Below are 13981 nucleotides of genomic sequence, written 5' to 3'. Positions count from 1 at the left end.
TATACAGCTGCAGCACAAATCAAAATGAGTTAAACAAATCCTCCTCCAATCACAGTTGTTTATTCAGAACCGCTGTTGATTTGAAGAGGATTTTTCTTTTGTTCTGGTTAGGTTAAGTTTCTGCTATGTCCCAGATGTTCATCAGGTGTAATTAATGTGCTGATGCAGCCTGATTCGTGTCATCCATGTTCAATGCAGCCCTGCTGCGATCCCAGGTTACATTCAATCCGAGTCCCTGGAACATTTCATACGGCGCTGTGACCGCTCCCGAATAATTGCCTATAGGCTCGCTCAACGTTATAACCTGCGCTTCCTTAGGTTTATTCTGATTCCTGCTGCTTACCGTATACTGGGCTTCGTTTGGTCTGACTGTAATGATCCGATCATTATAGGTTAACGTATAGTGACTTTGTTGTCCTTCCGTCGTATGCACTTGAAATTGTGCTCCAAGTGCTGTCGCAATGACCTTGATAGGAAGCTGGAGTGCGGCCGATGTTTCAACAGCAGGATACATGGAAGGGAGCAGTTTGCCATTTACAATCAGATCTGTACCCAGTTTGGCCTGAACAGGAGTGTACACCATACCTCCCGAAGACGTTGCCGGTGCACCTGCCTCCTGATATTTGTCCCCGCCCCATCCCCAGACGGTTCCATTGGAGGAACGTGCAAGACTGTGGTAGTAACCGGCTGAGACATCCGTAATGTCCGATAACTGCTTTATTTTCCCTTGTTTGCCCGTTACGGTGTTCCCATAGCTGTATACCTCACCTTTTGCAGTCACCAGAAGGACGTAATTCGAGCTGGCATCCATCTTTTTCACGGTGAGTTCATGATGATAGGGAGTTCGTTTCCCTTTTGAATCTACTCTCCACACTTTTCCTTTAGCGTCGAGCACCAGCAGATCTCCGCTTTGATCGGTGATGTATGAGATACGGGTCAGTCCTTTGATCTGTTTTGGCTTGGATGGACCGGCGTTTGTTTTATCTGCTTCCTTCCACGTCCACACCGAGCCGTCCTTCTTCAATGCGTACCCATCCATACCTGCAAGCGCAGTTTGAACAACATTATTCAATCCACGAATCGGGTGGAGTACAGGCTCCCGTTCAGCCTCATGGCTTGAAGTACCCGGTAACTTGTCAGTTGGATTATGCCAGGATTGAACGGTCCCATCCCGCAGCAGAACCAGACTTGTAGAAGATCCTGCGGTAACACCAGCAGCATTGGTAATCCCGGGGACCGCGCGTGGAGTTCTGCCAGCTCCCCAGTGCCAGACCGATCCATCCGCTTGAACCGCTGCACTGTAACCCCCGCCGGAGGTGGAGATGGCTGTAACGTCAGATAGATGCGGAATACGTACGGGACTAAATGTGTGACGATACCGTATCGTTTCACTGATCCCGAGTTCCCCTAACAGATTACGACCCCAGGACCACACCGATCCGTCACTTCTTAACGCCACAGTATAATAGTAACCTCCTTCTACAGCTGTGTAGTGAAGCTTTTGCTCTGTATTGGAGGATACAGGAGATACAGCGGGTGCCGAGACCGGGCGGTCCGAAGCATTCCCTGTGAAAGGCTGCCCTTCAACGGCTGCAGCTGATGCATCCGTACTGGTCACCGAAGACAGCAGGCTTAACAGCAGACAGGATACAGCTCCAGCAGATACTACTGCCTTGGTAAGACGGCGGAACGATTTGCTCTTTGGCGTGTTCATTGGCTGGGGATATGAAGAGGAGGAACTTTTTTCTGTTGTTACATGATTGGCCGGGACATTTGAATACATGAAATCGCCTCTTTTTTGAAGTGATAGGAAATATGGAAGTACTGTTAAATAAACGCAGGAAAAGGGACGAAGGTTACACAGAAGGCAGGAAAGTCCATAAAAAAATTTCAAGGTCAATCATTCATAAGCGGGTAATCTCTTGGTAAAACGTAACCTATCCAGTAATCTTTACGTTGTACATATTGAGGTGATTTCTTTGAATAAATACATACCTATGTTGTGTCTGGCGGCTGTACTCATGGCAGGCTGTAGTTCGAATACTCCGCAGCAAATCGCTGAATCGGGTGAGAACAGCAGTCCTTTTCCGGCTGTGATCGAGCCGCACAACCCGGAGCAGGCCGAAGACAGTGGAGATGTCGTCGTTCTGTTGGGTGAAATGCGAAATCGCGATACATGGAAGAATTTCATGAAAAATGTGAAAAGACATCAACCGGATCAAGTTCGTGTAACGACATATACCATCGAGGGTGGACCGATTATTCATGAGCTGATCTATGACGGCAGGGTGATTCAGACCACGTACGACAACTCAAGAGATATGTATGGTTCCGACGAGACCGAAAAGACGAATACCTGTAAAGGGATCGGCACAACAAAAGATAAACCTTGGCGCACATTCTATATCCTGACTGGCTGCGAAAAAGAAAATATATTCTCCATCCCCAGCAGCTAGGGGAGTGAGTGTTGTTATGAATGAGGAGCATGATGCGTTACAAAGGCGCATGCTCCTAATGGGTTCTTTTATCCCGTGAACAGGTTTATATAAGGTAGGTATCATCGCATTTTTTGAAGCTTGACGAACAACGAAGAAAGGGGTCAACATATGAGAAATGTACTAACCGAATGGCATGCTGCATCTCAGATTTTTCCTTCATTCCTTATCCAGAGACAGCAGGCTCCAATCTTGCAGGAGGAGTGGCTGAAACAGCTGGAAGAGCTGGTGATGTGGGTGCTTCTCGGTATAGTTGTGATTCAACTGCTGCTCCGGGTGTGGGTTCGCTTGGTGAAGGGACCTTATACAGACGAAGAAGTAGAGCAGGCAGATCCTTTGTTACTGGCTTATCTGCGCAGTAAGGGACAGCTGAAGCTGAAGGATACCCAGGCGTCCCTGTTCCATCTGACTCGTCAAGGCATTTTGTCGATGCGAATTGTGAAATCCAAAGGGCGTTATCGGAAAGACCGAGGACAGTCGAATGCTTCCTCTGCACCGAACACAACGCTGGAGTACAGCGTTCAATCTGCGGGTGCTGCCGGATCGCCGGATGAGCAGCACTTCATGCAGTGGTTGTTCTCCCAATACGGTTTCGGTAAACAACGGCTCAGGCTGGATGCTTTGGCTGGACCCAGCTCAGAGGAAAGTGAACGGCCAGAAGATATGAAATACTACCGTGCCAAGGAAAAGAAGCAGCTCGAAGACATACAGTCGTGGAAAGAACGAGTAGTAGAGACGAGAAGCTGGGAACCGTTGATTCGAACGCCGCTGCTTCTGAGGTGGCTTGTATATGTAATGTTCCCTGTGATGATGCTGCTGACAGGTATCGTATGCTTTGCAGAACGTGTCTCAGTACCGGGAGTAATCGGTTTGGCCGTTACGGCAGTAATCTGGTTATTCGTTATTCGCAAAATTCATGTACGCCTGCTCTACCAAATCGCCTGTGTTGGACTAATCATCAGCTTAAGCTTGGCGATCTCTGGTAATTCCGAGTACACTTCATGGCTCTACACGATCATTTTTATGTCACTGTTTGTCAGGCTCCTGCTGCCTGCAAGGGAAGTCGTTCCATCTTTCAAAGATTGGGAGGCCTCTATGCTTCGCTGGCGCAGACGCTATAAAAAAGGCATTCCAGCCGGACGGCTGAGTGATACGGCAGAGACACTGGAGCAGATCATTCAAACTGCGCTGGTGCTGGGAATCGGCTCACGATGTGTGCGTAAGACGGATTGGTCCGTGCTTCAGCAGCACCCTGATCCTGAGCTTAGACGTCTGGCAGATCGTGAGCCCGCGAGGGCAGACAGTTTGCCTGGATCAACAGCGTTGAAGCAGACCCCTTTATTGGTGCTTGCTCTGCACCTGAGAGGGATATACCGGGCAATGTCTGCGGCAGAGTTTCCGTACGATCGTTACAATTATATTTTTGGAACGGTTTTCCCGGGATCGGGAGGAAGCGGGGGCTCTCCGGTCTATACGGATAGTTATAGTGGAAGCGGCAGCAAGCATTCACACGATTACGATAGTTCAGGCAGCCACCATCACGGATCAGATAGTGGAGATTCAAGCGGTGGCGGGGACTCGGGCGGCGGCGGAGATTGAAGGTATGCAGCAATTCATGTACTCATGGCGACAGTGAGATAGAGAATAATCGGAAGTGCAAAAATGATCATGCCAAGCAGGATAGCCATAATGATAATGATTCCTTTTTTGTTCAAGACGGATGCTCCTTTCAGATAGAAGATTGTGGAGAATCATAGAAAATAAAAATCAGGATATGCCTAGTGAGGTAGTGTACCATATTGTGGGGGTTCCTATTAATGAAGAAGTTAGTACTGTTATGTACGTTTATTCTCGTAATCACAGGATGCGGGCAGCACAATAGAGAGAAAGCAATTGAGGAGCTGACTCAACATGAGAGCAGTGGTGCTTCGTTGGCTGTATTTACCGATCAGACAGCAGAACGGCCGTTTATCGTGGATTTACAAACGCAGCTGAATGAAGTGAACAATAACCATTGGAGAGCCGAGGGACCTATTACCAACGTTAACTTTTATAATGTTAGAGACAAACATCCATTTGATTATGAGGACATTTTTGATCTGCACACGTATCCGTACATGATCCTGTTTGAGAACGGTCAGATCACTTTAGAGACGCAGCGGCCCGAAGAGATCATGCAGTATTTTAAACAAAAACAGAAGAATTAGAAGCTATATCTATTGGATGTAATATGCGTACATGTGCAAGCTTGGCTGCCTGAAGTAGTTACCTAAATACCGAATGAATGAAGCGAAAAATGCTTCTTCTGTTCAATTCCAATGTGAATTTAGAATTGTTAAAATTTAGGTATAACGACTACGATCAGGTTGGCGGTGAGATGGCATGACACGGATTCAGGTGCACCCGGATGAGCTGGGAAAAAACGCCCGTCTGCTGCAGCAGAGTAAACAACAGCTTGGCAAAATTGTTTATGAATTGGACAAGACGATGTATTTGTTACAATCCGAATGGTCGGGTGTGACGAGCGAGAAGTTTTTTTGGGATTTTATGAATATTAAAGAGCATGTATTTCCCTCTGCACTTGGGCTGCTGGATAAATTTCAGAATAAGATAACGGAGACATTAAGCGCATTCAAAAAAGCAGACCATTCAGAAGGGGAAATGCTGCAAATCCCGGATAAGCTGGAGCCCAATTTCGCTGCGGGATTGATTGATAAAGCCATCGGCGATACGGTTACAGGCATTGGCGAGACCATAGAGGCATTCATCTATAATCCATTCAGTACATTGGGCAGCCTGGGCTATGATCTGACGGTTGGTAAAATCGTCGACGTTGGACGCGGAATAGGATTTGCCTGGGACACCGCATGGGGCACAGGTACAGCAAGATCCGACATCAAGCAGTTTGTAAACGAGCAGAAAAAACAGCTGAGTGAGGACGAGTCAGGGTACTATAAAGGAGCGGTGGTAGGCCAAGCCCTCTCTTATTTTCTTTTTGGCAAGGCTTTGCATTCGAAGGATCATCATGGATCGGGTGGATCAAATGGGTCAGGAGATGGTAAGAAGGAGCCGGAGAAGGGGAGTGGGAAAGAGGGGGCGGGTGACGCTGCTTCAAGATTAGTTACGGGTTCAGGTGTCTATACGCAGTATTCAGGTGGACTAAAGCAGGCGTCTAAAGAAGATGCTGGAGCCGATTTGCTTGCAGAAAAACTTGGTGGACAGTCGCGTATGATATTTAATAATGACCCCAAAAATCGAGAATTTGATACAGTTTCTGACCAATACATCGGTCAGACTAAAACATCAATGAATAATCTAAGCTCTCAATTTAGGGAACAGGCAAAGGCCACTATTGAGGCTGCTGTGGAAACAGGTAGAAAGGCATACTTTCATTTCGAGACAGCCCCAGCTGATAAAGTAATTAGACAATTAAGAGAATATGAGAAGAGATACAACGTTGAGATTATAATTGATATCTCACCATTCAATAAGAATTAAAGAGGTGAAAGTATGTATCAATACCATGGTTGGGCAGTTGTTTTAGCAAGTACAGGTGATGAGACGTGTTATGAAGAAGTAGTTATTTTTGAAACAGTTGAAAAGTATATTAAGGATTTACAGCCGAATGTAGATGTTTTAGACATAAAGGTGATCAACGGACAATACCATCTTTGGATGAGCGGACTATGGAATCATGAGCCTTCTTCCAAATTTCATCCGGTGGAAATAATGAAGAATGTAGGAATCCAAGCCCCCGGCTCATACGGTATGCTCTATGTGTATAATGATGAACACCCAATACATTTTAATGAGTTTAATGTATATGTTCTTAAGAGAGGTAATGTTGAAGAAAAACATGACCCATTTTTGTCTCCATTAATACCCGTTGTAACCGATGATTCCGAATTTTAGTATTAAACTCATTTTAGAAAATAATTAAATGTTTATCTTCTTTTCGGTGGAAAAAACTAAATGATAAATCCGATTCAAAAACAGGTTGATTATGGTGAGATACCACCTTTCTTACCTGTTTTTCTTTTATTCAATGCAGCTGGATGGTATCTGGTTAGAGTACGTATTTAGTTTTAATCTATAGTTTATTCTTGAAACAAATAGAGTATAGTATGCGTACATGTGCAAGCTTGGCTGCCTGAAGTAGTTACCTAAATACCGAATGAATGAAGCGAAAAATGCTTCTTCTGTTCAATTCCAATGTGAATTTTATTTGTTAAAATTTAGGGATAACGACTATGATCAGGTTGGCGGTGAGATGGCATGACACGGATTCAGGTGCACCCGGATGAGCTGGAAAAAAACGCCCGTCTGCTGCAGCAGAGTAAACAGCAGCTCGGCAAAATTGTCTATGAATTGGACAAGACGATGTATTTGTTACAATCCGAATGGACGGGTGTGACCAGCGAGAAGTTTTTTTGGGATTTTATGAATATTAAAGAGCATGTATTCCCCTCTACACTTGGGCTGCTGGATATATTTCAGAATAAGATAAAGCAGACATTAAGCGCATTCAAAACAGCTGACCATTCAGAAGGGGAAATGCTGCAAATCCCGGATAAGCTGGAGCCCAATTTTGCTGCGGGATTGATTGATAAAGCCATCGGCGATACGGTTACAGGCATTGGCGAGACCATAGAGGCATTCCTCTATAATCCATTCAGTACATTGGGCAGCCTGGGCTATAATTTGACGGTTGGTAAAATCATCGACGTTGGACGCGGAATAGGATTTGCCTGGGATACCGCATGGGGGACGGGAACAGCAAGATCCGACATCGAGCAGTTTGTAAACGAGCAGAAAAAACAGCTGAGTGAGGATGAGTCAGGGTACTATAAAGGAGCAGTAGTAGGCCAAGCACTTTCTTATTTTCTTTTTGGCAAGGCTTTGCATTCGAAAGATCATCACGGATCGGGTGGGGGAAAAGAAAGTACGAATAGAGCATCAGGGGTTCAAGGGAAATTTGTAGGGGATATTCACGAATTAAAACCAGCAGAAAGAAAAGTTGCAAATGATTTAATTGCAGAAGGCAAGACGGTTGAAAGGATTCCAGAATCAACAAAACATGGCGAAAAGACTCCTGATTTTAAAGTAGATGGAGTTTTAACAGAGCTTAAATCTCTTCAAAACCCTAATGTTAATACTGGGGTAGGAAGGATTAAAGAAGGATTTAAACAACATGCTGAAATAGTTGTTATTGATGGTAGGGAAGCCGGACTTACGAAAGAACAAGCAGAGCAGATTCTTAATCGTGCTAAGGGGACTTATGCTGATAAGCAGATTCCGGGAAAAGTAGAAATATGGATAAAAGATGGGAAGATAACTAACTAGGAGGTATTTAAGGTATGGCTAGATTTCAATGTAAATGTGGGGAGTATTTGTCCACTGTAGAAGCTCCAAATGATGTTCAATTGCATGTTTATACTGACCGAGAGTGGGATTGTATTATAAACATGGGAGATTCTATAGACCCGCTTTCAATACCCGACCCGAAGAAGGAAGTATGGAGATGTATTAATTGTGGTAGAATTTATGTTTTTAACGAGGATAATACTGTTAGTAAAGTCTATATAATTGAAGAATAGTAGGGAGCTATAGCCTCAGTTGGTGCGAATAAGCAGCAAAAGTATTAGCTGAAACAGAATATGATTTTACGCAAATTCCTGTGTTACCTGTTGAGAAATTTCAATGGCGACGGACTGTTCTTCTAAGTTCGAGGAAAATGTTTTAACAGAGGAACTGATAAAGAAACTAAAATATAAAAAACGACGAATCTGAGTTCATTTATAGGTTTGTAGGCTAACTTAATAGGATAAAAAGTTCATACAGTAGTAATTGGTGTTATACTGATCCCAAACGATCTAGATAACATCCTACTACTAAAACTATGAGCGACTTAAGGCACTTCTACCACACAGACGTAGAGGTGTCTCTTATTATAAAAGAAAGGGGAACATCTTGCCTTGATCTTAAAGAAGCGACTTGTCTTGATCGGCTGCTGCCTTGCATTTGTGATGCTGCTTCTTCTGACTTACAGTTTCTACAAAGAAAAAAGAATGTATGAACAATATCTAACCTCGAATATCCGTCAAGATATCGTTGATCTAAAAAGTGCAATTATCAATAATGACGTTATTTTCAATCGTATATTGGAGAATGACAAAATCATAAATGAGATGGTAGAGGACGGAGAACAAGCACGTCAGGTCTATTACGGTCTCATAGATATGCTGCAGATCATCAATAAATATAACTTCATGAATCTCATTTTAAGTCAGGAAGCGAACTGGCTGGCGAAACCTGCGCCGTTATTTATCAATCATTTGGAAGTAGGAGACATATGGCCGCAGGCGCTTCATCGGATGCAGATGACGTTCGGAAGGCTGGATATAACTAATTATCCTGTATCCGCTGAACTAAAAGCCAGAATACAGGAGTACCAGCAGTTAAATCAGCGGTGGTTGAATATCGTCGGAGATTTTGAATCGACAGTGATCGAAGAGAAGGACTGGCCTCGAATCTTAAATGATATGGAGCAGGCGACACGTGCTTATTTTAAGGAGAAAAAAGTTGATTTTGTAGAGGATGACGTTTGGAAAGATGCGCTGAATCCCAGGTATAATTGAAGAAAATAAGGATATGGATATGAAACGGAACGAGAGGATCGATGCAAGATATGAAGGGAAATGGGTAACTGCTGAAGTAAAGCAGGTAAGAGGGGGGACTACAGCAGAAGCTGTAGTTTTTTTATTGGGCGGTGGTCATAGTTATTCGCACACTCTCCACATGTGCAAAAGACATAGTATAGGGCATATATGCTGTGTTTGCTGGCCTAAGGAGAGTGGCGACTTTGAAGCATACGAACCAAGCAAAAACGACTCTTCACTCATTAAGAAGGAGACATTCCTCCACGAAAGGCTGTAACAATAACCCGAGAAAACGTAAGAAACGGTATACGATACGTAAAGCTTTGGGAGGAAAGCGAAGTGCTTCCAAGCAGCGCGTGAGACAAAAGAAAGCATGCCGCAGCCGCAAAATTACTGCCTTCCCTGGAAGAAGCGATGTTCATCCGGCCTGTCCTGAGCTTGGTTTTGAATCTGGCCCAGCTAAAATTGAAGAAACAAAAACAGTCAGTCTGCCTGCAGCGCAGGGGCTGATCGTACAACAAGGTTCCCAAGGCTTGGCAGGCCCTCGGGGTGAACAAGGCGAACAGGGAAGTCCGGGAGCCCAAGGTCCGGTTGGTCCTCAAGGTATGTCTGGTGAGCAGGGACCTCCCGGAGTGCAGGGACCTGCTGGCCCTCGGGGTGAACAAGGTGAACCGGGAAGTTCGGGAGTCCAAGGTCCGGTTGGCCCCCAAGGTGTGCCTGGTGAGCAGGGACCTCCTGGAGTGTCGGGCCCAACAGGGCCTCCGGGTGAACAAGGCGAACCGGGAAGTCCGGGAGCCCAAGGACCGGTTGGCCCTCAAGGTGTGCCTGGTGAGCAGGGACCTCCTGGAGTACAGGGGCCAACAGGGCCTCCGGGTGAGCAAGGCCCGCCGGGCAGTATCCCCGGGATTCAGATCATTCCTACGTCAGACCGCTACTTTTATTTCCCTGACACTGATTTGGATTTATCGAACTCGGTTACGGTTTCTGCTGGTGAATTTGTTGATGATGAGGGCGGAAGTATATCCCAATTTGCAGGAATAGGCATGACCAGTTACTACAATCTTTATATTAATGGGATCGTACAGCCTGGCAATTCGTATGTGTTAACTGCGGAGGGTTTATTTATTCCATCTCAAAGCGGTGTCCTGTTTGCTGAAACACCTGTCATTATTGAAATTGTTCAATTAACAGCGGTAATCCTTAACAATTGAAAATGGTTATATTACCTCTTACCTCTGCCTTCACTACTCTCAAATCTACTACATATACTATGTCAGGTAGGAGGTGAGAAACATGCCACTTGTTACACCATTTCAGAACAGTTTAAGATTTGCAGCGACTATTGGGGATGGAACAGGAACCGGAGCAACGTTTGCAATCGCTGCGACGGCTTTTACAAACGATGCAGGTACGGCCGCAACAGCTTTTCCAGGCACGTTCAATTACTATAATCTCTACATTAATGGCCTTATGCAAACAGCAGACACATCCTCGGTTACCACCACTACACTTACAATCCCCGGCGGAGATGCATTAAATGATGGCACTCCCATTGTCGTACAATTTATAGTGTCATAGGGATTGGCTGAAATGATTTTTAAAAAAGCATTGTACGGCTTCTATCTGTGATAGGAGCCGTTTTTTTACTCTATACTAATTCAACTTGCAATTGAAAAGTTATTCTATTATTGAGTGATCCGTGTGAAAAATATGTAATGGGCGATAACGATACTAGGGCTCTATTTTCTGATAAGGAGTTTATAGTTTATTCTTGAAGCAAGTAGATTATAGTATGCGCACATGTGCAAGCTTGGCTGCCTGAAGTAGTTACCTAAATACCGAATAGATGAAGCGAAAAATGCTTCTTCTGTTCAATTCCAATGTGAAATTGGTTTTGTTAAAATTTAGGGGTAACGACTATGATCAGGTTGGCGGTGAGATGGCATGACACGGATTCAGGTGCACCCGGATGAGCTGGAAAAAAACGCCCGTCTGCTGCAGCAGAGTAAACAGCAGCTCGGCAAGATTGTCTATGAATTGGACAAGACGATGTATTTGTTGCAATCGGAATGGTCGGGTGTGACCAGCGAGAAGTTTTTTTGGGATTTTATGAATATCAAAGAGAGTGTGTTCCCCTCTGCACTTGGGCTGTTGGATAAATTTCAGAATAAGATAACGGGGACATTAAGCGCATTCAAAAAAGCTGACCATTCAGAAGGGGAAATGATGCAAATCCCGGATAAACTTGAGCCCAATTTTGCTGCGGGATTGATTGATAAAGCCATCGGCGACACGGTTACAGGCATTGGCGAGACCATAGAGGCATTCCTCTATAATCCATTCAGTACAATGGGCAGCCTGGGCTATGATCTGACGGTTGGTAAAATCATCGACATTGGACGCGGAATAGGATTTGCCTGGGATACCGCATGGGGGACGGGAACAGCAAGATCCGACATCGAGCAGTTTGTAAACGAGCAGAAAAAACAGCTGAGTGAGGATGAGTCAGGGTACTATAAAGGAGCGGTAGTAGGCCAAGCCCTCTCTTATTTTCTATTTGGCAAGGCTTTACATTCGAAAGATCATTACGGATCGGGTGGATCAAGTGGGTCAGGGGAAGGTAAGAAGGAGTCGGAGAAAGGTAGTGGGAAAGAGGGAACGGGTAAATCAAGTTATATAACCAATCCTGCTGAAATGAAAAAGCACATCATCTCACCAGAAGATGGATTTCAAGCATTTCTTGAGAGGAAGTATATTGATATACGAAAATCAGGGATTGAAGATATTAGCACAGTAGCTAAAAATACAGGATTGGCAGACGAACAGGTATTGAACATGAAGAAGCATTTGTTTTTAGATACAAAGGATTTATCTGTAGGTGGTAAGCCTTATGAAAACTTATATTTCCAAGCAGATCCTGATGTTGCACATGCATGGCAGTTAGCTCAAAAGGGAGAACTAAATGACAAACAGAAAACCTGGTTTAGAGAGCTTGCGAACCATGAATTGAAAGAAAAAGAACTAATGGATGGAGGTATGCCTTTAAGAGACCCATCCACTTGGAATGGAAAAGGGTTTGATATACAACCTGAGAAGAATGCACATGATAAGGCAAATTTAACTGATAAACAACCTACACGTGATTTCCCGGGTTATGACAAGTATAAGGAATATGAAGAGAATATTGATAAGGACCTGGACTATTAAATTTAGAGGTGAAAAAAATGTACTTAAATGATACGGTATGCAGAATAAACGAAATTAACTGGGGAAAAGTTGGTACTATTGTGTCTAATGAAGATGCAGATTTAGGCTATGAATTTCTAAGAAGGTTGGCTTTATTTTATAAAAATGAGGGTCTTAGACCCCAACCACCGATGTTTACTAATATAGCCAAATTACTTGGTGATACTGAGAATGAATTTCCGATTGCCATGTATTGCAATCCAGAGGTTCTGGAATTTATTGATGATTACCAGTATTTAAAAAAAATATTTGAATTTTATATACAATTATCAATATTTGTTGAAAAAAAACCGGAATACACTGTTTATTTACATGTATATGAGCCATTAATCAGAATATTGGAAAAAGGAGGATTTTTCGTCCTTAGGCCACAAGAATTAGAAATACAAAATGTGAAGTATATACCATTAAACAACTGGTATGATACGTTTTCAACAACGGAGCCTTATAATATCAGTGAATAACTTCTACTACATAAAAAGTAGAGGAGACAAGTCTATGGAGTATTCACTTAAATTAAACGGAAAACAAAATGCCTTACGGATGAAGAATCTATTAATAAGTAAAAATCTTAAGGTGAGTTATAAAAAAAATGAAATCAATGATGAGTATGATCTGGGCAATGGTTTGAAAATAAATATATATGATAATCATTTTCCGCCAAATCATCCAGCCGCTTCTTATGAAACGATGTTCCAAGAAGAGGATTTTATATATGAACAGACTATATCTTACGAATTAAAAAACAATCAACATTATGAAATCTGTTATAAAATGATGTACGAAATCTCATTTGCAATTCTAGAATCGCTCCAAGTAAGTGGAATATTCTATCACACATCGGGAGAGGAAATATTTTTTTATGCAGAAGGAACGTATACGTTTAACATAACTTATCTTGAAATGCTTCAGACGAATTATGGAGAGCTTCTTGAGCATATTGAATATGAGAACTTTATGGAACGTTAAAGTTAGATTTAAAGGCACTTCTGCCATGTAAATGTAAGAGGGACTTCTTGTGTTGAATGTCTGTACGTTGTATTTATAGATGAAGCGCTAATAAAGAAATTAAATAAGATTGGGTTTATTTGTAACGAGGTGATCCAGTTAAAGAAAGGAATTGAGATTGATGAAACGATTAGCAGATATGGCTTCTCTAATTCTTTAATTGATACGTCATATGATCCCTTTGGATACGAGTCAAAATTCCTCTCTAGTGACTTTGAATATACTCAGAATTTAAATTTTTGCCTAGATAATGAGTGGGATAGCATTACTTCGAAATCATTGATTCACAGATCGTAATCTACTTTTCCTCCATAACGATAATGAATGTCTCTACAGAATTGACGGAATTCTGAGAATTAATAACGAAGAGGGATTTTGGAATCGGGAAGAGTACAGAACGTTCATTCAAATTCGAAACTATCAGGAGATATAGAGAACTTCAAGAAGGCAGCGCGGAGAGCGAATATGTACTATTTTCACATTACAGTACTTGATACAGATCAGAACTTTCAATCTGCAGAAGGCACCTTATCCAAAGTAGATGAAGAGACCTTATTAAGTTCTGAAAAAATG

14 protein-coding genes are annotated in these 13981 nt (G+C 43.1%); 13 read left to right on the top strand and 1 reads right to left on the bottom strand.

Annotation, left to right across the window (positions count from 1 at the left end; genetic code table 11):
• Positions 1-151 precede the first annotated feature (151 nt).
• Entirely contained in the window at positions 152-1783 is a 1632-nt protein-coding gene (locus tag ABXS70_RS21280) for a stalk domain-containing protein (RefSeq protein WP_366290688.1), read from the bottom strand.
• A gap of 196 nt (positions 1784-1979) precedes the next feature.
• Between ABXS70_RS21280 and ABXS70_RS21275 the strand changes: the two genes are divergently transcribed.
• From ABXS70_RS21275 to ABXS70_RS21215, 13 genes are all read left to right on the top strand, one after another.
• The gene (locus ABXS70_RS21275; RefSeq protein ID WP_366290685.1) at positions 1980-2456 is read left to right on the top strand and encodes a DUF4362 domain-containing protein; all 477 of its coding nucleotides are present in this window, start codon (positions 1980-1982) and stop codon (positions 2454-2456) included.
• A gap of 150 nt (positions 2457-2606) precedes the next feature.
• On the top strand, positions 2607-4094 hold the full coding sequence (locus ABXS70_RS21270; RefSeq protein ID WP_366290682.1) for a hypothetical protein: 1488 nt from the start codon (positions 2607-2609) through the stop codon (positions 4092-4094).
• Between the two features lie 218 nt (positions 4095-4312).
• Positions 4313-4702 (top strand): hypothetical protein, encoded by a 390-nt coding sequence (locus ABXS70_RS21265; protein WP_366290679.1) that lies wholly within the window; start codon positions 4313-4315, stop codon positions 4700-4702.
• 175 nt (positions 4703-4877) lie between these two features.
• Positions 4878-5993 carry a restriction endonuclease fold toxin gene (locus ABXS70_RS21260; protein ID WP_366290676.1) on the top strand — a complete coding sequence of 372 codons (1116 nt, stop codon included), beginning with the start codon at positions 4878-4880 and terminating at the stop codon, positions 5991-5993.
• Between the two features lie 12 nt (positions 5994-6005).
• The gene (locus ABXS70_RS21255) at positions 6006-6407 is read left to right on the top strand and encodes an Imm7 family immunity protein (RefSeq protein ID WP_366290673.1); all 402 of its coding nucleotides are present in this window, start codon (positions 6006-6008) and stop codon (positions 6405-6407) included.
• Between the two features lie 363 nt (positions 6408-6770).
• Positions 6771-7838 carry a hypothetical protein gene (locus ABXS70_RS21250; RefSeq protein WP_366290670.1) on the top strand — a complete coding sequence of 356 codons (1068 nt, stop codon included), beginning with the start codon at positions 6771-6773 and terminating at the stop codon, positions 7836-7838.
• A 14-nt stretch (positions 7839-7852) separates the two neighbouring features.
• The gene (locus ABXS70_RS21245; RefSeq protein ID WP_366290667.1) at positions 7853-8092 is read left to right on the top strand and encodes a hypothetical protein; all 240 of its coding nucleotides are present in this window, start codon (positions 7853-7855) and stop codon (positions 8090-8092) included.
• Positions 8093-8470: 378 nt separating this feature from the next.
• Entirely contained in the window at positions 8471-9133 is a 663-nt protein-coding gene (locus ABXS70_RS21240) for a hypothetical protein (protein ID WP_366290664.1), read from the top strand.
• Between the two features lie 224 nt (positions 9134-9357).
• Complete coding sequence (locus ABXS70_RS21235; protein ID WP_366290661.1) at positions 9358-10365, top strand: DUF4183 domain-containing protein; 1008 nt, start codon at positions 9358-9360, stop codon at positions 10363-10365.
• Positions 10366-10447: 82 nt separating this feature from the next.
• Positions 10448-10732, top strand: a complete 285-nt coding sequence (locus tag ABXS70_RS21230) for a DUF4183 domain-containing protein (RefSeq protein WP_366290658.1) — start codon at positions 10448-10450, stop codon at positions 10730-10732.
• Between the two features lie 366 nt (positions 10733-11098).
• Complete coding sequence (locus ABXS70_RS21225) at positions 11099-12361, top strand: WXG100 family type VII secretion target (RefSeq protein ID WP_366290655.1); 1263 nt, start codon at positions 11099-11101, stop codon at positions 12359-12361.
• Between the two features lie 17 nt (positions 12362-12378).
• The gene (locus ABXS70_RS21220; RefSeq protein ID WP_366290652.1) at positions 12379-12864 is read left to right on the top strand and encodes a hypothetical protein; all 486 of its coding nucleotides are present in this window, start codon (positions 12379-12381) and stop codon (positions 12862-12864) included.
• A gap of 34 nt (positions 12865-12898) precedes the next feature.
• The gene (locus ABXS70_RS21215) at positions 12899-13369 is read left to right on the top strand and encodes a hypothetical protein (RefSeq protein WP_366290649.1); all 471 of its coding nucleotides are present in this window, start codon (positions 12899-12901) and stop codon (positions 13367-13369) included.
• The last annotated feature ends 612 nt before the right edge of the window (positions 13370-13981 follow it).

It is taken from the genome of Paenibacillus sp. AN1007 (assembly GCF_040702995.1).
In the GTDB taxonomy this organism is placed as follows: domain Bacteria; phylum Bacillota; class Bacilli; order Paenibacillales; family Paenibacillaceae; genus Paenibacillus.
Note: the sequence above shows the minus strand (reverse complement) of the source record. Positions and strands in the feature narration are given on the sequence as shown.